Origin of the sequence: Kitasatospora sp. NPDC127060, from assembly GCF_042724935.1 — a bacterium.
Taxonomy (GTDB): domain Bacteria; phylum Actinomycetota; class Actinomycetes; order Streptomycetales; family Streptomycetaceae; genus Kitasatospora.
Map to the genome: position 1 here is coordinate 40,684 of NZ_JBHXEG010000005.1, position 17,343 is coordinate 58,026.

Sequence of the window (17,343 nt, forward strand, 5' to 3'; positions counted from 1 at the left end):
GATGTCGTACTTCTCCGAGTTGGCGCTGCAGTACATCGACGGTGAATGGTGCAGCGGCAGCGGCTCCTGGGACATCGTCGACGTCGACCCCTACACCGGCGACAAGCTGGCCACCATCACCGTGGCCACCGTCGCCGAGGTCGACCGGGCCTACCGCGCCGCCGAACGCGCCCAGCGCTCCTGGGCCGCCACCAACCCGTACCAGCGACGGCTGGTGTTCGAGCGCGCGCTGCGGCTGGTCGAGGAGCGCGAGGGCGAGATCGTCCGGGCCATCATGGCCGAACTCGGCGGCACCGCGCTCAAGGCCGGCTTCGAACTGGGCCTGGTCAAGGACATGTTGCGGGAGTGCGTGCACCTGTCGGTGGCCTCCGAGGGGCGGCTGCTGCCCTCGACCGCGCCCGGCAAGGAGAACCGCCTGCACCGGCTGCCGGTCGGCGTGGTCGGCGTGATCAGCCCGTTCAACTTCCCGCTGTTCCTGGCCCTGAAGGCGATCGCCCCGGCGCTCGCGCTCGGCAACGGCGTGGTGCTCAAGCCGCACCAGGAGACCCCGATCGTCGGCGGCAGCCTGATCGCCAAGCTCTTCGAGGACGCGGGCCTGCCGCCCGGCCTGCTGAACGTCGTCATCACCGACATCGCGGAGATCGGCGACAGCTTCCTGGAGCACCCGGTGCCCAAGGTGATCTCCTTCACCGGCTCCGACCAGATCGGCCGACACGTCGCCACCGTGGCCGCCGCGCACTTCAAGCGGTCCGTGCTGGAACTCGGCGGCAACAGCGCGCTGATCGTGCTGGACGACGCCGACGTCGACTACGCGGTGGACGCGGCGGTGTTCAGCCGCTTCGTCCACCAGGGCCAGGTCTGCATGGCCGCCAACCGGGTGCTGGTCGACCGCAGCGTGCTCGCCGAGTTCACCGAGAAGTTCGTTGCCAAGGTCGCCTCGCTGACCGTCGGCGACCCCCGGGACCCGGCCACCCACCTCGGCCCGCTGATCAACGCCGTCCAGGCCGACGCCATCAACGCCCAGGTCGACCAGGCGATCGCCGGCGGCGCCACCGTGCTGCTGCGCGGCGCCACGACCGGCAGCCTGATGGCGCCCACCGTGCTCACCGGGCTGGCCGAGGACGCGCCCATCCTGCAGCGCGAACTCTTCGGCCCGGTCGCCCTGTTGGTGCCCTTCGACGGTGAGGAGGAGGCCGTCCGGCTGGCCAACCACACGCCGTTCGGGCTCAGCGGCGCGGTGCACACCGCGGACATCGAGCGCGGGGTGCGGGTCGCCCAGCGGATCGAGACCGGCATGATCCACGTCAACGGCGGGACCATCGCGGACGAGCCCGGGGTGCCGTTCGGCGGGGAGAAGAGCTCCGGGGTCGGGCGGCTCAACGGGGAGTCCACGGTGGACGCCTTCACCACGCTGAAGTGGATCTCGGTGCAGCACGGGCGGGCGCCGTTCCCGTTCTAGGGGCTGTTCCCGGGTTCGTGCTCGGGTCGTGCTCGGGTCGTGCTCGGGTCCGAGTGCGGATCCGTTCCGCGGGGTCAGGCGGTGCGGGCCTCCCGGCGGTAGCCGCCGGGGGCCAGGCCGAACTCCCGCTTGAACGCCTTGGCGAAGGCGTACTCCGAGCCGTACCCGGTCCGCGCGGCCACCGTCGTCAGCGGTGCCTCCGACTCGCGCAGCAGCCGGGCGGCGGTGGTCATCCGCCAGCGGGTCAGGTACGCCATCGGCGGCTCGCCCACCATCGAGGTGAAGCGGCGGGCGAAGGCGGCCCGGGACAGGCCGGCCCGGTCCGCCAGGGACTCCACCGTCCACGGGGTGGCCGGGGCCTCGTGGATGGCGGTCAGGGCGGGGGCGACGGCGGTGTCCCGCAGCGCCGCCGCCCAGCCCGCGGCGGCCGCGGCGGGCTGGTCCTCGAACCAGGCCCGCAGGATGTACAGCAGCAGCGAGTCGATCAGTGTCGGGACGATCCCGACCGAGCCGATCCGAGGATTCTCCAGCTCCGCGCCCAACAGCTGGACGGCGGCGGCCAGTTCGGGGTGGCGGCCGTGCCGGGTCGGCAGGTGGATCAGGGGCGGCAGCTGGCGGACCATCGGGTGCGGGCGGCCCTGGTCCAGGTGGTAGTTGCCGCACAGCAGGCTGGTGCGGGCGCCGTCGCCGCCGACCGACAGGGTACCGATCGGCGAGCCGTTGTCGACCCGGCAGGCGTGGGAGTCCACCGGCGGGGTGTCCGGGTGGTCGGCCAGTACGTGGCCGCCGCCGTCGCGCAGGAAGACGATGTCGCCGGGACTGAGCGGCACCGGCTCGTGCTCCCCCGGCCCCAGCGGGAGCAGCCAGCAGGTGCCGTACAGCACCACGTGGAACCCGGCGCCGAGCACCGGGGGCAGGCGGAGGGCCCACGGTGCCCGGCCCTCGGTGCGTACGGAGGACGGATGTGCCGTCCGCATCGAACCCAGCGCCTCGGTCAGGATGTCCATGGTCCGCCCCCGCCCCCGTGCAGTCGGCTCCGGTCAGTCAACGGTCAGTACGACCTTGCCCTGGACGGTACCGGAGCCGACCAGCTCGTGCGCCCGGCCGGCCTCGGCGAGCGGGAACACCTCGGCGACGTACGGGCGGATCAGGCCCTCGTCCACCAGGGCGGCGATCGCCTCCAGCCCGGCGTAGTCGGGCTCGACCGAGACGCCGGCGAAGCGGCGCCCGGCGGCCTCGATCTCGGCGGCCAGCTCCTGGTTCCAGTGCTCCATGATGCTGACCAGGGTGCCGCCCGGCTTCAGCACCTCCAGGGCGCGGGTGCCCTCGGAGGAGGAGTCGAAGACGACGTCGACGTCCCGGACGGCCTCGGTGTAGTCCGTGGTCCGGTAGTCGATCAGCTCGTCGGCGCCGATCTCCTTGAGGAAGGCGTGCTTGGGCTCGCTCGCCAGCGCGATCACGTACGCCCCACGGGCCTTGGCGATCTGCACCGCGAGGTGGCCGACGCCGCCCGCCGCGCGGTGGACCAGCACCCGGTCGCCCTCGCCGACCTTCGCCAGGTCCACCAGGCCCTGCCAGGCGGTCAGCGCGGCCAGCGGCAGCGCGGCGGCCTGGGTGTGGTCCAAGGTGGCGGGCTTGCGGGCCAGTTGGCGGGACGGTGCGGCCACGTACTCGGCGTAGCCGCCGGCCGCGCGGGGGAAGAACGGCATCCCGTACACCTCCTCGCCCACCCGGTACCGGGCCCCCGGGCCGGCCTCCTCGACCACCCCGGACACGTCCCAGCCCACCGTGAACGGCGGCTCGCCCAGCAGCGGGAACGCCCCGGCCCGCACCGCCACGTCCACCGGGTTCACCCCGGCGGCCTTCACCCGCACCAGCACCTCGCCGCTGAGCGGCTTCGGGCGCTCCACCTCGGCCAGCTGCAGGACCTCGGGGCCGCCGAACTCCTTCTGCACGATCGCCCGCATCGAACTCTCCCTCATCCGGTCAACACCGGCCCCTCGTGGGGCCGTTCTCGATGTGTTCAACGGTAGGGGGGCTGGGCGAGCGGCTGAATATCCTCAAGTCTCGGCTGGATGTCCGATCGTCTCGCGGAGGGAGCGGATCAGGCCGAATAGCGGGCGAGGGTGTCGGTGACGAGCTCGAAGTCGAAGGGGGCCGGGATCGGCACGCGGTCGCCGAACCTGCCGTTCCACTGCTGGCGGTAGCCGCTGTCGGACGGTGTTCTCGCTGGGCATCAGGCCGATGGGGAGGTATGCCTCGAACTGCCTGCGGACGAGCAGGAGATTGCGCTGGCGGGTGGCGGGTGGCGGGTGGCGGGTGGCGGGTGGCGGGGGGAGGGGCGATCACCAGGACCGCGTCGCCGGTCGCCTCGACCTTCCAGCCCGACGGCGGGGCGAGGGTGCGCGCGGAGGAGAGCGATCGGTGGGCCCTGTCGACCATGCGGGCCGTCCTGCCATCCGCTTCGGACACGGCGAGGCGCCGCCGGGTCAGGTATCCGGCGGCGCCTCGGAGGCCAGCGGCTAGAACAGGGGCTGGCCGGCGCGGACCAGGCGCCAGGAGTCGGTGAAGAAGTCGGCGGGGTCGATGACGCCCTTGGCCTTGACCCAGGAGATCATGGTGTTGCGGATCTCGTCGGAGTTCGTCCAGACGACCTTGGCGGTGGCGACGTGCGGGAAGTTGCCGCCGCCGTTGGCGCGGTAGTTGTTGACCGCGAGGACGAACTGGGCGTTCGGGTCGATCGGCTTGCCCTGGAAGCCGAGGTTGACGATCCGGCTCCCCTTGGGCTGGGAGACGTCGATGTCGTAGCTCAGGCCGTACACCGAGTCGTAGTTGTAGTCCGGGGTGTCCTCGGCGTTGGTCAGGGTGTCCTTGTTGACCGGGGCGCCCACGGCGAGCTGGTTGTAGTACTTGGCCGAGAACTCCAGGTAGTCCTTGAGCTGGGCGCCCGTCAGGATGCGGGCCTCCAGGGTGTTCTCGTAGATGTACAGGCCGGCCGCGTCGCGCAGCTTGACCTGGCCGGCCGGGATCAGCGCGGTGCGGTTGAACGGGGCGGCCTGGGCCAGGACCGGGAGGTTGGCGTACTGCCCGCCCGCCAGGGCGGCCTTCACGGCGTCGGCCTGGACCTTGCCGATCAGGTCGACGATCGGGGTGGCCTTGAACCGGGCGTCGGCGATCGACAGCTCGATCTTGCTGGTGCCGATGTTCTGGTTGACGTACGCCACGACCTTCTTGTGCTGCTCGACGATGGCGTCGCTGATCTCCGGGTTCTCCGGCACGGTGTTGGAGTTCAGCACCCGGGAGGAGACCGAGGCGACCTTCCAGTGGCCGTCGGCGAACTCGACCTCGAAGTCGAAGCAGCTCAGGCGCTGGCCCCAGCACAGCGGCTCGGAGAGCACGACCGTCTTGCCGGTCTTCTTGTTGACGATGAGGCGCTGCGCGACCTCCTTGTGGGTGTGGCCCACCAGCACCGCGTCGATGTCCGGAACGGTCTCGGCCATCTCGCCGGAGGCGTCCTCGGGCCAGGGCAGCTGGTCACCGTAGGTGGTGGCCTCGTCGATGCCGGAGTGGGCGGAGACCACGATGACGTCCGCGCCCGCGGCCTTCATCCGGGGCACGTACTTGGCGGCGGTCTCGACGATGCCCGGGAAGACCATCTGGCCGGCGACGTTGGCCTTGTCCCAGATCGCGATGCCCGGGTTGGTGAGGCCGAGGATGCCGACCTTGAGCGGGGTGTCCTCGTCCAGCCACACCTCCTTGATCACGTACGGCTTGAAGGCCGGCTTCTCGTTCTTCGCGTGCAGCGCGTTGGCGCCCAGCAGCGGGAACTCCAGCTGGTCCTCGAAGGCCTTCACGGTGGGGATGCCGTAGTTGAACTCGTGGTTGCCGAGCGCGGCGGCGTCGTAGCCCATGAGGTTCATGGCGACGGCCATCGGGTGGTCCGGCACGTTGTCGCCGTCGGTGGCGATCGGCTCGATCCGGGCGTAGAAGTAGGTCAGCTGGGTGCCCTGGATGATGTCGCCGGAGTCGATCAGCAGGCAGCGGTCCCAGCCCTTGTCCTCGCGGACCTGGTTGGCCAGGGTGGAGATCTTGGCGAGGCCGACCGCGTTGTGGGCCTTGTCGACGTACTCGGCGTCGGTGAAGTAGTCCCAGTTGAGCACCCGGCCGTGCAGGTCGGTGGTGCCCATGACGGTGAAGGCCTGGCGGCGGGGCTTGTGCTTGTTGCCCTTGGCGGCCGCCGTGTCCGGCTCGGCGGCCGCGGCGGCGGGGGCGGCGGCGACGACGGCTCCGCCGGCCAGGGCGGCACCGGCGGCGGTGGCGGCGGACCGGGTGACGAAGTCACGGCGGTTCAGCGGCATGGACGACTCTCCCGAGTGGGGAATGACGGCGGATGGGCCGTCAATTTGTGTGCTTATGAGGTGCGTGGCGCGTCCGCGGATGCGGTGACGCGCGTAGAAGGACGCGCGTAGAAGTTTGCCGTGCGGGCCGGGCCGCTGGATAGCCCTCCGACGTTTCCAGCAGGTGAGATCTTGGCGACTCGTTCGTGACCGGGGCGGGGGAGAAAGGGGGTGGTATGGGGGCGGGACGGTCGATTTCCGGCCGTCCCGCCGGGTTCACGTCGAGTCCGACGCGCAGTCGAGTCCGGCGGACAACTGCTTCACCCGCCGGCCCAGCTCGGCCGCGGGGTCCGGCGTGCCCTGGTCCGCCCAGGGCAGCCAGGTGCGCGCCCGCAGGTAGCCGTCGACCGTGACCGGCAGGCCGTGCCGGACGACCGGGTCCGCCGTGGGACCGGGCCCGGCTTTTCGCAGCGCCGCCAGCAGGGCGTCCACCCCGGCGGAGGCCGGCAGCGGGACGGAGTCCAGGTAGGCGGCGAGCCGGTCCAGCTCGGGGTTGGGCCGGGGTGGCGGCGACGGCTCCGCCGGCCAGGGCGGCACCGGCGGCGGTGTCGGATCCGTCGAGTCGGGCGAGTCCGTCGAGTCCGTCGAGTCGGTCGTGCCGGGCGAGTCGGTCGTGTCGGGCGAGTCTGTCGTGCCGGGCGTCAGCAGGGCGCCGACGCCGTACAGCCCCGCCACCACCGCCGGCCACCAGGACCCGCCCAGCCCGGCGAAGTGCAGCCCCAGCCCGATGGCGCCGCCGCCGCAACCGACCAGGTTGCGGGTCGACTCCAGGTAGCGCAGTAGCCGCCCGCCGTACCCGTCACTGGTAGCCACGGATCTCCTCGAACACGCCGTCCAGCGAGCCGCCGCCGTCGAACAGCTTGCCGCCGCTGGCGTCCGCGATGCCCTGCAGCTGGCTCACCGCCGCCTCGCCGAACTTGATCGGGAACACCGGGATGGACTTCTCCGCCGCCGGCAGCCCGTCGTGGAAGCGCTTGAAGTCGGCGTCGCCGGCGCCCTCGTTGCTCTCCCCGTCGGTCATCAGCACGATCGAGGTGAAGCGGTCGTCGCCGGTCGCCTTCTGCTGGTCCTCGATCACCCGGTACGCCTGCTCCAGCGAGTCGTACAGCGCCGTGCCGCCCTCGGCCCGCAGGGACTGGACGTCGGAGTCGATCGACGCCAGCTCGGTCTCCGGCCCCGGCCGGCTGCCCGAGGCCGGGACGACATGGGTCTTCGTCCACTTCACCTTCGAGGCGAACGAGATCAGCGTGACCTCCTCGCGGTCCCGGAACCGGCGCAGTCCGCGGGTGTCGTCGGTGCCGGTCAGCCGGCCCAGCGCCGCCTTCAGCGAGTCCAGCCGGCTGCCGTCCATCGAGCCCGAGGTGTCCAGCACGTACACCGTCCTGGACGGGCGGCGCAGTTCGTTCTGGTACGAGGACAGCAGGCCGTCCGCCACCGCCCTGGTGCCGGGGAACGGCAGCTCGCGGCGGCGGTCGGTGGGCAGGCCCGCGGCCGGGGCCACCCCGGCCGTCACCGGGCGGCGCAGCGTCAGCTCGGAGATGCGCTTCTGCACGTCCTCCTTCAGCAGGTAGCCGGCCAGCCGCTGGAAGGAGTCGCGCTCGCTCGGCTGCGCCGAGGACAGCAGCGACAGCGGGTAGTCCGCCGACACCACGCCGTCCAGCGGGCGCACCACCGTCAGCCGCTGGTCCGGCGGAAGGGTCTTGTTCAGGGACAGCAGTACCGACTCGTAGTTCACCAGGGCGCCGACCTTGCCCGGCTCCGCCCGGGTGTAGGCCTGCGCCAGCCAGCCGGAGGAGCCGGAGGTCAGCTTCTGGCCGGTGAAGAACTGCTTCAGCTGCGGCGTCGCCTTCTGCGCGTCCGCCTCGGTCAGCGCCGCCCCCGCGCCGGAGAACGCCGAGGCCACCGCGACCAGGGCGGAGAAGCCCGAGTTGGAGCGCGACGGGTCGGACATCCCGTAGGACAGCTTCCCGGCCGCGGCCGCGTCGCCGATCTGCGCCCAGGTGACCTTCGAACCGTCGCCCCACCCGAGGTCGTTGAGGACGGACGAGCGCACCCCGACCGCCACCGGGGAGACCATCACCGGGGTCTCCGACAGCACCTTGGACTTGCCGGCCTGGTCGAGCCGCAGGTACTGGTTGGACGGGAACCAGATCGCGTCGTACTTGCCGTCCGCCCGGCCGGTGGAGACGGTGTCCGCGCCGTCCAGGGTGCCGCTGAAGGCGAGCTGCACCGTCACCCCGGTGGCCTTCCGGGCGTCGTCCAGCACCGGCTGGAGGTCCTGGAGTTCACTGCCGGCCAGGACCCGCAGCACCCCCGGGGTGGGCGTGCTGGCGATCGCCCCGGTCGGGTTCGGGCGCGGCGCGGGGGCCGGCGAGGAGGTGCAGGCGGAGGCCGCCGCGAGGACGGCCGCCAACCCGGCCGCGGCCCAACCGCGGCGCTTCGTAGGGACGTTCACTTCTGGGCCCCCTTGGCCGCGGCGGTCAGTTTGAGCAGGTTGTCCAGGGACGGCACCGTCGCCTGCTTCACCTTCGCCGCGTTCAGGTCCTGGGCGAAGACCGGCTGCTTGATGCCCTTGACCTGCCCGGCGAAGGCCTCGCTGCGGGCCTGCGGGCGGAAGCCGAACCGGACCTCCAGGCTGCGCAGCGCCTCGTCGTTCTGGAGCAGCCCGGCGAGCTTCCGGCCGTTGTCGGTACGGGCGACGAGGGTGTGGTCGGAGTACGCCGTGGTGTCCGGGTACATCACCACCATGTCCCCGGTCGACTGGCCCTGCACCGCCATCGCGGCGACCTGCGACTCGTAGCCGAAGATCAGCGGATTGCCGACGCCCGCCTGGAAGTCCCGGAACGGCTCGTCGCTGCTGCTCTTCTGGCCGCCCTGCAGGGCGGTCGCCGTGTGCAGCACCTGCCGGGCGGCGTCGACGCCAGGGTCGTCGGAGACCACCGAGTGGTTGTTCAGGATGTACGACAACAGGGCGACGTACAGGGCGCCCGAGGACGAGCTCTCCGGGTCGGTGGTGGTGACGAACAGCGGACCGGCCAGCTCGCTGTGGTCCTCGGTGCCCTTCAGCTCCTGCCACTTGCGGTTCAGCTTCAGGTCGTTGACGTACTCGTCCATCTTGAACGTCCAGACGCCCGAATCGTCCGGCGTGGCCAGGCCGTTCTTCTTGAGGATGTTCGCCACGTCCCCGTGGGTGACGATCACCAGTGGCGAGTAGAACGGCACCAGCGGGGAGTCCTGCTGCCCCCAGTTGCGCTGGATCTCACGGGCCGGCGCGGTGCTCGCCGGGAACGCGAAGTCCAGGCCCGAGCTGCTCTTGGCCTGCTCGCTCATCGTCCAGGAACCGGTGGAGTCGGCGTGCACCTCCAGGCCCTGCTTCGCCAACTCCTCCTTCACATCGGGGCTTTCGAAGAACGCCCGCTTCTCCGAGCCGATCAGCCCGGTGACCGTGACCGTCTTCCGGCCCGGCTCGTCGTCCGGGACCAGCGCGTACGTCACCCCGCCCAACAGGGCCAGGGCCGCGAGCACTCCCAGGGCGCGTCGTCTCATCGCGAGCGCCTCCCCCCTCGTCGCTGCGTCACCCCCGGGTGCGACACCCGGGGGTGACGAGCGTCCCGCCGGGGAGGGAGCGCGGCCGGAAGGTGCGGTGAACCGGGGGTGAACACCGCTTCACGGAATCGCACCGGCCGGGCGTCCACGGTGCCCCGGACGGCCCTCGCGGGGCTCCCGGACGGCTCCGGTGCGGGCTCCGGTGCGGGCTCCGGTGTGGGCTCCCGCGCGGGCTCCGAAGCGGCCCTCGCACATCGGTCCGAGCCTGTGTCAGATTGTTCAACTCGCCTTGGCACAACGGTCATCCCGCAGACCGGACCCACGTCGAGGTTACGCGCCGGTAATGCCTACCCTCAGCAGTATGCGCCGAGCAAAAATCGTCTGCACCCTCGGGCCTGCCACCGACTCGTACGACCAGATCAAGACGCTGGTCGACGCCGGGATGGACGTCGCCCGATTCAACCTCAGCCACGGCACCCACGCCGAACACGAGGAACGCTACCGTCGCGTCCGCAAGGCCGCCGACGAAACCGGCCGGAGCGTCGGCGTCCTCGCCGACCTTCAAGGCCCGAAGATCCGGCTCGACACCTTCGCCCACGGCCCCGTACTTCTCGAACGCGGCGACGAGTTCACCATCTCCACCGACAACGGCGTCGTGGGGGACAAGGACATCTGCGGCACCACCTACGCCGGCCTCGCCGGCGACGTCGGCCGCGGCGAACGCATCCTCGTCGACGACGGCCGCGTCACCCTGGAGGTCGTCGCCGTCGACGGACCGCGGGTGCGGTGCCTCGTCATCGAAGGCGGACTCGTCTCCGACCACAAGGGCCTCAACCTCCCCGGCGTCGCCGTCTCCGTCCCCGCACTCAGCGACAAGGACGTCGCCGACCTGCGGTGGGCGCTGCGCACCGGGGCCGACCTGATCGCGCTCTCCTTCGTCCGCAGCGGGCGCGACATCGAGGACGTGCACCGGGTGATGGCCGAGGAGGGGCGGTACGTCCCGGTCATCGCCAAGATCGAGAAGCCGCAGGCCGTCGAGAACCTGGACTCCATCGTGGACGCCTTCGACGGCATCATGGTGGCCCGCGGAGACCTGGGCGTGGAGATGCCCCTCGAACAGGTCCCGCTCGTCCAGAAGCGCGCCATCAAACTGGCCCGGCGCAACGCCAAGCCGGTCATCGTCGCTACCCAGATGCTCGACTCGATGATCAACGCCTCCCGGCCGACCCGCGCCGAGGCCTCCGACGTCGCCAACGCGGTGCTCGACGGGACGGACGCGGTGATGCTCTCCGGGGAGACCTCGGTGGGCAAGTTCCCGGTCGAGACGGTGAAGACCATGGGCCGGATCATCGAAGCCGCCGAGAACGACATCCTGGCCGCCGGACTGCCCCCGCTGACCACCGGCAGCAAGCCGCGGACCCAGGGCGGCGCCGTCGCCCGCGCGGCCGCCGAGATCGGCGACTTCCTGCACGCCAAGTACCTAATCGCCTTCACCCAGTCCGGCGACACCGCCCGGCGGCTCACCCGCTACCGCTCACCCATCCCGGTGCTCGCCTTCACCTACGAACCGGCCGTGCGCAGCCAACTCGCCCTCACCTGGGGCGTGGAGACCTTCCTCGGCCCGTTCGCCCCGACCACGGACCAGATGGTCGAACAGGTCGACGCGGCACTCCTCTCGCTGGGCCGTTGCCAGAAGGGCGACACCGTGATCATCACGGCCGGCTCGCCCCCCGGCCTGGCCGGCTCCACCAACCTGGTGCGGGTCCACCACGTGGGGACCCTGGACGTCTGACCGGGGGGCGAACGGCCGTTCGCGGGCGGCGTCCCTCGTCCGAAGGGATGCCGCCCGTCGGCCGTCGGATCCGCGGACCGCCGCCCTGGCGGTTCCATACCATCCGTGTTATGACATGGGGAGAAGTGGAGCTCGAACCGGAGGTCCGCGACTGGATCCTCGGGCTGGGCCAGGACGACCGGGAGACGGTCGCGTTCTACGTCGACCTGCTCGCCGTCCGGGGCCCGCTGCTCGGGGAACCGCACACCCGGCAACTGGACGGCAAGCTCCGGGAACTGCGCTTCCACCTGAACGAACTGGACATGCGCATCAGTTACTGGATCGCGTCCGGCAGGAGGATCATCCTGCTGACGGTGTTCCGCAAGACGCGCATGCGGGAGGCCGGGGAGGTCGACCGCGCGAGGCGGGCGCTGCGTCGCTGCGTGGTCGAGCAGCACACCGTTGACGAGGACGAGGAGTGGGCGAGATGAGCGAGCGCACGTCCTGGCGCGCCATGCGCGAGGAGATCCTGAACCGTCCGGGTGCTGGTGCGGCGTACGAGGCCGCGCGGATCCGGTTCGAACTCGGGGAGAAGGTCCGGCTGCGGCGAGAGGCGCTCGGCATGACCCAGGCCCAGCTGGCGGCGGCGACCGGCATGCAGCAGCCTGCCGTGGCACGGTTCGAGGCGGGCGGCACGATGCCCACGATCGTGGTCCTGGAGCGGTTCGCCGGGGCGCTCGGCATGCGGCTCACGGTCGAGTTGGAACCGTTGGACAAAGCGGGTTGACGAGGGCGTCGGAGGGGAGAAGGGTGCCGGGTGCGGGATTCGAACCCGCAAGCCCTTTCGGGCAGATGTGTTTGAGACATCCGTGTATGCCGTTCCACCAACCCGGCGGGGCCAGTCCCGACAGAGCATACCGGCTGTGTGTGGTCGGCCGCTGCTAGGTACCCTCGATTACTGCAGGACCCCGCCGGAACTAGGAGCCCCGTGAGCACCGCCGACGAGCAGGCACAGCCGCTTGAGACCGAATCGCCCCAGATCACCCGGATTGTGATCGCCGAGGACGAGGCGCTGATCCGCCTCGACCTGAAGGAGATGCTGGAGGAGGAGGGGTACACCGTCGTCGGCGAAGCCGGGGACGGGGCGACGGCGGTTCAGCTCGTTGAGGAGCTGAAGCCGGATCTGGCGATCTTCGATGTGAAGATGCCGGTGCTGGACGGGCTGTCCGCCGCTGAGCAGATCCATGAGCGGCACCTGGCGCCGGTGCTGATGCTGACGGCGTTCTCGCAGCGGGAGCTGGTGGACCGGGCGCGGGACGCGGGGGCGATGGCGTACATCGTGAAGCCGTTCTCGAAGGCGGACCTGGTGCCGGCGATCGAGATGGCGGTGTCGCGGTACACCGAGATGCGGGAGCTGGAGAAGGAGATCGGGGATCTCACCCAGCGGCTGGAGACCCGGAAGCTGGTGGACCGCGCCAAGAGTGTGCTGCAGACCAAGTTCGGGCTGAACGAGCCGGCGGCCTTCCGGTGGATCCAGAAGACCTCGATGGACCGCCGGATGACGATGGCGGCGGTGGCCGAGGCGGTCATCGAGGAGGGCGAGGCCCAGGACCGCAAGAAGGCCGAGGAGCCCGACAAGGCGGAGTAGCGAAGACGAGAGGGGCCCGGCAGATCGGATCTGCCGGGCCCCTCTCGCGTGGGGGTCAGTCCTCGCCGAGGTAGGCCTTGCGGACGGACTCGTCGTGGAGGAGGTCGGCGCCGGTGCCGGAGAGGACGATGCGCCCGGTCTCCATGACGTAGCCCTGGTCGGACAGTGACAGGGCGGCCTGGGCGTTCTGCTCGACCAGCAGGATGGTCGTGCCGGAGGCCTTGAGCTCGACGATGGTGGACATGATCTTCTGCATCATCAGCGGGGAGAGACCCATCGAGGGCTCGTCCAGCATCAGCAGTTTGGGCTGGGACATCAGCGCCCGCCCCATCGCGAGCATCTGCTGCTCGCCGCCGGAGAGGGTGCCCGCCGCCTGCTTGCGGCGTTCGCCGAGGATGGGGAAGAGGCTGTAGGCGCGCTCGACGTCGGCGGCGATGCCGGCGGTGTCGCTGCGCAGGAAGGCCCCGAGGAGGAGGTTCTCCTCGATGGTCATGCGGGGGAAGATGTGCCGGCCTTCGGGGGAGTGGGCGAGGCCGAGGGCGACGATCTTGTGGGCGGGGACGGCGGAGAGGTCCTGGCCGTCGAAGGTGATCCGGCCGGCGGTGGGCTTGAGCAGGCCGGAGAGGGTGCGCAGGGTGGTGGTCTTGCCGGCGCCGTTGGTGCCGATGAGGGTGGTGACCTCGCCCTGGTTGACGGTGAAGCTGATGCCCTTGACGGCCTCGATCTTGCCGTAGGCGACGCGGAGGTCCTGGACTTCGAGGAGCGCGGTCACTTGGGGTCCTCCGGTGCTGCGGGGGTTTCGAGCGGGGCGCCGAGGTAGGCGGTGATGACGCGTTCGTCGTTCTGGACGGTCTCGCGGTCGCCCTCGACGATCTTCTGGCCCTGGACGAGGACGGCGGTGCGGTCGCAGAGGTTGAAGATGAACCGCATGTCGTGCTCGATGACGAGGATGGCGATGCCCTGGTCGCGGATGGCGAAGACGAGTTCCTCGGCGGCGCGGGTCTCCTGGGGGTTCATGCCGGCGGTGGGCTCGTCGAGCAGCAGCAGGCCGGGGTCGGAGGCGAGGGCGCGGGCGATCTCCAGCTTGCGCTGTTCGCCGTAGGGGAGGTTGCGGGCGAGGTGGTCGGCCTTGTCGGCGAGGCCGGTGAAGGCGAGGAGTTCCATGGCCTTCTCGCGGCTCTCGGCTTCGGCCCGGTGGTAGCGGGGGCCGCGGAGGATGGCGGTGAAGATGCCCTCCTTGGTGCGGCTGTGCCGGCCGACGAGGACGTTCTCCAGGACGGTCATGTTGGCGAAGAGCCGGATGTTCTGGAAGGTGCGGGCGATGCCGGCCTGGGTGACCAGGTGGGGCTTGGGCGGCAGTTGGGTGCCGCGGTAGCGGACGGTGCCCTCGGTGGGGACGTACAGGCCGGTGAGGCAGTTGAAGAAGGTGGTCTTGCCGGCGCCGTTGGGGCCGATGAGGCCGATGATCTCGCCCTCGCCGACGGTGAGGGAGACGTCGTTGACGGCGGTGAGGCCGCCGAAGCGCATGGTGACGCCGGTGACGTCGAGCAGTGGCGTTGCGGTGGTCATCTGGTCGGTCACGCCCCTGCCTTGGTGAGTGCGCCCGGCTCGCCGGTGGACTGGGCCGGGATGGCGGCTTCGTGGAACTCCAGCTGCCGGCGGCGGTTCGGGATGAGGCCTTCGGGGCGGACGCGCATCAGGATGATGAGGGCGGCGCCGAAGGCGAGGAGCTGGTAGTCGGAGAGGAATTCGAGCTTCTTCGGGATGAGGAAGAGCAGGGTGGCGCCGGCCAGCGGGCCGCTGATGGTGCCCATGCCGCCGAGGATGACGGCGGCGAGCAGGAAGGCGGAGTTGGGCGGCAGGGCCTCGGCGAAGGTGTACTGGTCGGGGGTGACGGTGTAGCTGACGTGCGCCTGGACGGTGCCGGCCAGGCCGGCCAGGCAGGCACCGAGGGCGAAGGCGAGCAGCTTGAGCCGGAAGCCGTTGATGCCCATGGCCTCGGCGGCGGTCTCGTCCTCGCGGATGGCGACCCAGGCGCGGCCGATGCGGGAGTTGCCGACCCGGGCGAAGATCAGCACGACCACGGCGGTGACCAGCAGCATCAGCAGGTAGTAGTTGGAGAAGCGGCCGAGTTCGATGCCGCCGATGGTGTGCGGCTTGCCGAGGTCGAAGCCGAGGATCTCCAGGTCGGGGATGCGCGGGATGCCGTTGGAGCCGTTGGTGATCTTGGGGCCGGTGGTGCCGTTGAGGTTGAGCATGGTGATGCGGAAGATCTCGCCGAAGCCGAGGGTGACGATGGCGAGGTAGTCGCCGCGCAGCCGCAGGGTGGGGGCGCCGATCAGGACGCCGAAGACCATGGAGACGGCGGCGCCGGTGAGCATCGCGGCCCAGAACGGGAACTGGACGTGGATCGGCGAGGCGGGGGAGCCGGAGACCAGGGCGGCCGCGTAGGCGCCGACGCCGAGGAAGGCGACGTACCCGAGGTCGAGCAGGCCGGCCAGGCCGACGACGATGTTCAGGCCGAGGGCGACGGTGGCGAAGATCAGGATGTTGGTGGCGACGGAGGTGTACTGGTCGCTGTTCTGGGTGAACGGGAAGCTCGCGGCGGCGGCGAAGGCGGCGCCGGTGGTGACCGGGCGGTACTTGATGGTCAGGGCGCGCAGCCGGCCCAGCAGCCCGGACTTGGCGAGGGCGCCGATGGTCGGGCCGGCCAGCAGCAGGTAGCCGACGAAGAGCTCGCCGTACTCGGTGTCGATGCCGAAGGTGATCGCGAACAGGCCGATCCCGAAGGCCAGCACGATGAGCAGGACCTCGACCCAGGAGGGGAGTTCGCGCGCCGCGGGCAGCGGGCGGTCGATCTTCCCGAGGCGCAGCCAGGTGTTGGCGAGGTGGCCGAGCTGGAGCAGCAGGACGGCGCCGGCGGCGATGGCGAGGGCGCCGGCCAGGGCGGTCATCACCGGGGCGACGGGCTTGTCCTCGGGGATGGCGTGGGCGCCGAGCCAGCCGAGGGGGGCGGCCGGGACGAGCAGGAACAGTCGCTTGTCGAGGATCCGCAGCGGGACGGCGGTGCGCCGGTCGAGCGGGAGGCCGAGGGCGCCGAGGACGCCGAGCAGGCCGCCGGCGGCGAGGACCCAGCCGCCGGGTTCGAGGTTGGCCAGTCCGCCGAGTTCGACCGAGATGGCGGCGACGGAGTAGGCGGCGACGGCCAGGGCGCCGGTGGCGGCGTACAGGACGGCGTTGTCGCTGCGGCTGGGGGCGGCCCAGCGCAGGCCGGGGACGCCGCGGCCGGCGAGCAGCAGGACGAGGGTGACGACGCCGGCGACGATCGCCAGCCACTGGAGGCCGGCCGGGGAGCCGAAGTAGGTGAGGTCGCCGGGGAAGTCGCTGGTCCAGGTCCAGGACATGGCGGCGGAGCCGGCGGTGAGGAGCGCGCCGAGGCCGGTGAGGGCGGTGGCGGCGACGGCGGGCAGGGGGATGACCGGGGTGGTCTCGGTGCTGGTGGTGGTCATGGTGGTCACGCCCTGTCCGCGACGCGCTCGCCGAGCAGGCCCTGCGGCCGGAGGAGGAGCACGAGGATGAGGAGTACGAAGGCCCAGACGTCCTTCCAGGCGCCGCCCCCGAAGAGGTGCATGCCGGGCAGGTGCTGGATGTAGGCGGTGGCGATGGTTTCGGCGAGGCCGAGGGCGAGGCCGCCGAGCATGGCGCCGTAGATGTTGCCGATGCCGCCGAGGACGGCGGCGGTGAAGGCCTTGAGACCGAGGATGAAGCCCATCCGGAAGTCGATCTGGCCGGTGCGCAGTCCGTAGGCGATGGCGGCGACGGCGGCGAACGCGGCGCCGATGGCGAAGGCCAGGACGATGATGCGGTCGGTGTCGATGCCCATCAGCTTGGCGGTGTCCGGGTCCTGGCTGGTGGCCTGCATGGCGCGGCCGGAGCGGGTCCGGGTGACGAACCAGCCGAGGGCGAGCATGCACAGCGGGGCGGCGATGATCAGGAAGAGGTCGCTGCGCTGGATGCTGACGGAGCCGAGGCTGAAGGGGTCGCCGGGGATCTTGGGGAAGACCCGGGCCTTCTTGGCGTCGGGGTAGAAGGAGAAGACGAGCTGCTGCAGGAAGATGGACAGCCCGATCGCGGTGATCAGCGGGGCGAGCCGGGGGGCGTTGCGCAGCGGCCGGTAGGCGAAGCGCTCGGCGGCGACGGCGGTGAGGGTGGAGACCAGGATGCCGGCGATCAGCATGAGGGGTAGGGCCAGCCACAGGGTGGTGCCGCCGGGGAGGGCGAGGTAGGCGGTCAGGGCGCCGAAGCCGCCGACCATGACGATCTCGCCGTGGGCGAAGTTGATGAGCTGGACGATGCCGTAGACCATCGTGTAGCCGATCGCGACGAGTCCGTAGAGGGCTCCGAGGATCAGGCCGTTGGCCAGCTGCTGCGGTAGGTCGTGCACCGCTGGGCCTCCGTAGTGCGTTCGGGGGTGTCCGCGTGGGTGGTGGATGTGGGCGCGCGCGGGGGCACTCGTGGCGCC

The 17,343-nt window shown here is 71.0% G+C and carries 15 protein-coding genes and 1 tRNA gene; 5 read left to right on the plus strand and 11 right to left on the minus strand.

The features are described from left to right. Window position 1 precedes the first annotated feature (1 nt). Complete coding sequence (locus ACFWIS_RS04880; RefSeq protein WP_380451865.1) at window positions 2–1,459, plus strand: aldehyde dehydrogenase family protein; 1,458 nt, start codon at window positions 2–4, stop codon at window positions 1,457–1,459. 74 nt (window positions 1,460–1,533) lie between these two features. Here the strand turns inward: ACFWIS_RS04880 and ACFWIS_RS04885 are convergent, their stop codons facing one another. From ACFWIS_RS04885 to ACFWIS_RS04910, 6 genes are all read right to left on the minus strand, one after another. Then, window positions 1,534–2,466 carry an AraC family transcriptional regulator gene (locus ACFWIS_RS04885; protein WP_380451863.1) on the minus strand — a complete coding sequence of 311 codons (933 nt, stop codon included), beginning with the start codon at window positions 2,464–2,466 and terminating at the stop codon, window positions 1,534–1,536. Between the two features lie 33 nt (window positions 2,467–2,499). Then, a complete protein-coding gene (locus ACFWIS_RS04890) occupies window positions 2,500–3,426 on the minus strand; it encodes an NADP-dependent oxidoreductase (protein ID WP_380451861.1) in 927 nt (308 codons plus the stop codon). Between the two features lie 555 nt (window positions 3,427–3,981). Next, window positions 3,982–5,817: a bifunctional metallophosphatase/5'-nucleotidase gene (locus ACFWIS_RS04895; protein WP_380451859.1), complete on the minus strand. Its 1,836-nt coding sequence runs from the start codon at window positions 5,815–5,817 to the stop codon at window positions 3,982–3,984. Between the two features lie 255 nt (window positions 5,818–6,072). Then, window positions 6,073–6,669, minus strand: a complete 597-nt coding sequence (locus ACFWIS_RS04900; RefSeq protein WP_380451857.1) for a hypothetical protein — start codon at window positions 6,667–6,669, stop codon at window positions 6,073–6,075. Then, window positions 6,656–8,311: a VWA domain-containing protein gene (locus ACFWIS_RS04905; protein WP_380451855.1), complete on the minus strand. Its 1,656-nt coding sequence runs from the start codon at window positions 8,309–8,311 to the stop codon at window positions 6,656–6,658. Before ACFWIS_RS04905 ends, ACFWIS_RS04900 begins: the two co-directional genes overlap by 14 nt. Continuing rightward, window positions 8,308–9,402, minus strand: coding sequence for a hypothetical protein (locus tag ACFWIS_RS04910; protein WP_380451853.1), 1,095 nt, complete (start codon window positions 9,400–9,402; stop codon window positions 8,308–8,310). Before ACFWIS_RS04910 ends, ACFWIS_RS04905 begins: the two co-directional genes overlap by 4 nt. A gap of 361 nt (window positions 9,403–9,763) precedes the next feature. On the opposite strand from ACFWIS_RS04910, the gene pyk reads away from it, so the two are divergent. From pyk to ACFWIS_RS04925, 3 genes are all read left to right on the plus strand, one after another. Further along, a complete protein-coding gene (pyk, locus tag ACFWIS_RS04915) occupies window positions 9,764–11,194 on the plus strand; it encodes a pyruvate kinase (RefSeq protein ID WP_380451851.1) in 1,431 nt (476 codons plus the stop codon). A gap of 110 nt (window positions 11,195–11,304) precedes the next feature. Continuing rightward, on the plus strand, window positions 11,305–11,664 hold the full coding sequence (locus tag ACFWIS_RS04920) for a type II toxin-antitoxin system RelE/ParE family toxin (protein ID WP_380451849.1): 360 nt from the start codon (window positions 11,305–11,307) through the stop codon (window positions 11,662–11,664). Next, window positions 11,661–11,960 carry a multiprotein-bridging factor 1 family protein gene (locus tag ACFWIS_RS04925; RefSeq protein ID WP_380451847.1) on the plus strand — a complete coding sequence of 100 codons (300 nt, stop codon included), beginning with the start codon at window positions 11,661–11,663 and terminating at the stop codon, window positions 11,958–11,960. The genes ACFWIS_RS04920 and ACFWIS_RS04925 overlap by 4 nt, the downstream gene beginning before the upstream one ends. A gap of 24 nt (window positions 11,961–11,984) precedes the next feature. On the opposite strand, the gene ACFWIS_RS04930 is transcribed toward ACFWIS_RS04925, so the two are convergent. Beyond that, window positions 11,985–12,067 (minus strand) — tRNA-Leu (locus tag ACFWIS_RS04930). Between the two features lie 94 nt (window positions 12,068–12,161). Between ACFWIS_RS04930 and ACFWIS_RS04935 the strand changes: the two genes are divergently transcribed. Beyond that, window positions 12,162–12,821, plus strand: a complete 660-nt coding sequence (locus ACFWIS_RS04935; RefSeq protein ID WP_380451845.1) for an ANTAR domain-containing response regulator — start codon at window positions 12,162–12,164, stop codon at window positions 12,819–12,821. Between the two features lie 55 nt (window positions 12,822–12,876). Here ACFWIS_RS04935 and ACFWIS_RS04940 read toward each other — a convergent pair whose 3' ends face one another. Genes ACFWIS_RS04940 through ACFWIS_RS04955 form a run of 4 tightly spaced genes read right to left on the minus strand, consistent with a single transcriptional unit; the run spans window position 12,877 to window position 17,265 of the window. Then, on the minus strand, window positions 12,877–13,593 hold the full coding sequence (locus ACFWIS_RS04940; protein ID WP_380451843.1) for an ABC transporter ATP-binding protein: 717 nt from the start codon (window positions 13,591–13,593) through the stop codon (window positions 12,877–12,879). After that, the gene (locus ACFWIS_RS04945; protein WP_380451889.1) at window positions 13,590–14,390 is read right to left on the minus strand and encodes an ABC transporter ATP-binding protein; all 801 of its coding nucleotides are present in this window, start codon (window positions 14,388–14,390) and stop codon (window positions 13,590–13,592) included. Before ACFWIS_RS04945 ends, ACFWIS_RS04940 begins: the two co-directional genes overlap by 4 nt. A gap of 8 nt (window positions 14,391–14,398) precedes the next feature. Next, window positions 14,399–16,339: a branched-chain amino acid ABC transporter permease gene (locus tag ACFWIS_RS04950; protein ID WP_380451841.1), complete on the minus strand. Its 1,941-nt coding sequence runs from the start codon at window positions 16,337–16,339 to the stop codon at window positions 14,399–14,401. Further along, complete coding sequence (locus ACFWIS_RS04955; RefSeq protein WP_380451839.1) at window positions 16,336–17,265, minus strand: branched-chain amino acid ABC transporter permease; 930 nt, start codon at window positions 17,263–17,265, stop codon at window positions 16,336–16,338. The genes ACFWIS_RS04950 and ACFWIS_RS04955 overlap by 4 nt, the downstream gene beginning before the upstream one ends. Window positions 17,266–17,343 lie beyond the last annotated feature (78 nt).

Excerpts from the sequence above, each read along its gene's own strand:
- ACFWIS_RS04920 (WP_380451849.1), top strand. The coding sequence starts at position 11,305 with ATGACATGGGGAGAAGTGGAGCTCGAACCGGAGGTCCGCGACTGGATC.
- ACFWIS_RS04895 (WP_380451859.1), bottom strand. The coding sequence starts at position 5,817 with ATGCCGCTGAACCGCCGTGACTTCGTCACCCGGTCCGCCGCCACCGCC.
- pyk (WP_380451851.1), top strand. The coding sequence starts at position 9,764 with ATGCGCCGAGCAAAAATCGTCTGCACCCTCGGGCCTGCCACCGACTCG.
- ACFWIS_RS04945 (WP_380451889.1), bottom strand. The coding sequence starts at position 14,390 with ATGACCACCGCAACGCCACTGCTCGACGTCACCGGCGTCACCATGCGC.
- ACFWIS_RS04925 (WP_380451847.1), top strand. The coding sequence starts at position 11,661 with ATGAGCGAGCGCACGTCCTGGCGCGCCATGCGCGAGGAGATCCTGAAC.
- ACFWIS_RS04885 (WP_380451863.1), bottom strand. The coding sequence starts at position 2,466 with ATGGACATCCTGACCGAGGCGCTGGGTTCGATGCGGACGGCACATCCG.
- ACFWIS_RS04890 (WP_380451861.1), bottom strand. The coding sequence starts at position 3,426 with ATGCGGGCGATCGTGCAGAAGGAGTTCGGCGGCCCCGAGGTCCTGCAG.
- ACFWIS_RS04880 (WP_380451865.1), top strand. The coding sequence starts at position 2 with ATGTCGTACTTCTCCGAGTTGGCGCTGCAGTACATCGACGGTGAATGG.
- ACFWIS_RS04910 (WP_380451853.1), bottom strand. The coding sequence starts at position 9,402 with ATGAGACGACGCGCCCTGGGAGTGCTCGCGGCCCTGGCCCTGTTGGGC.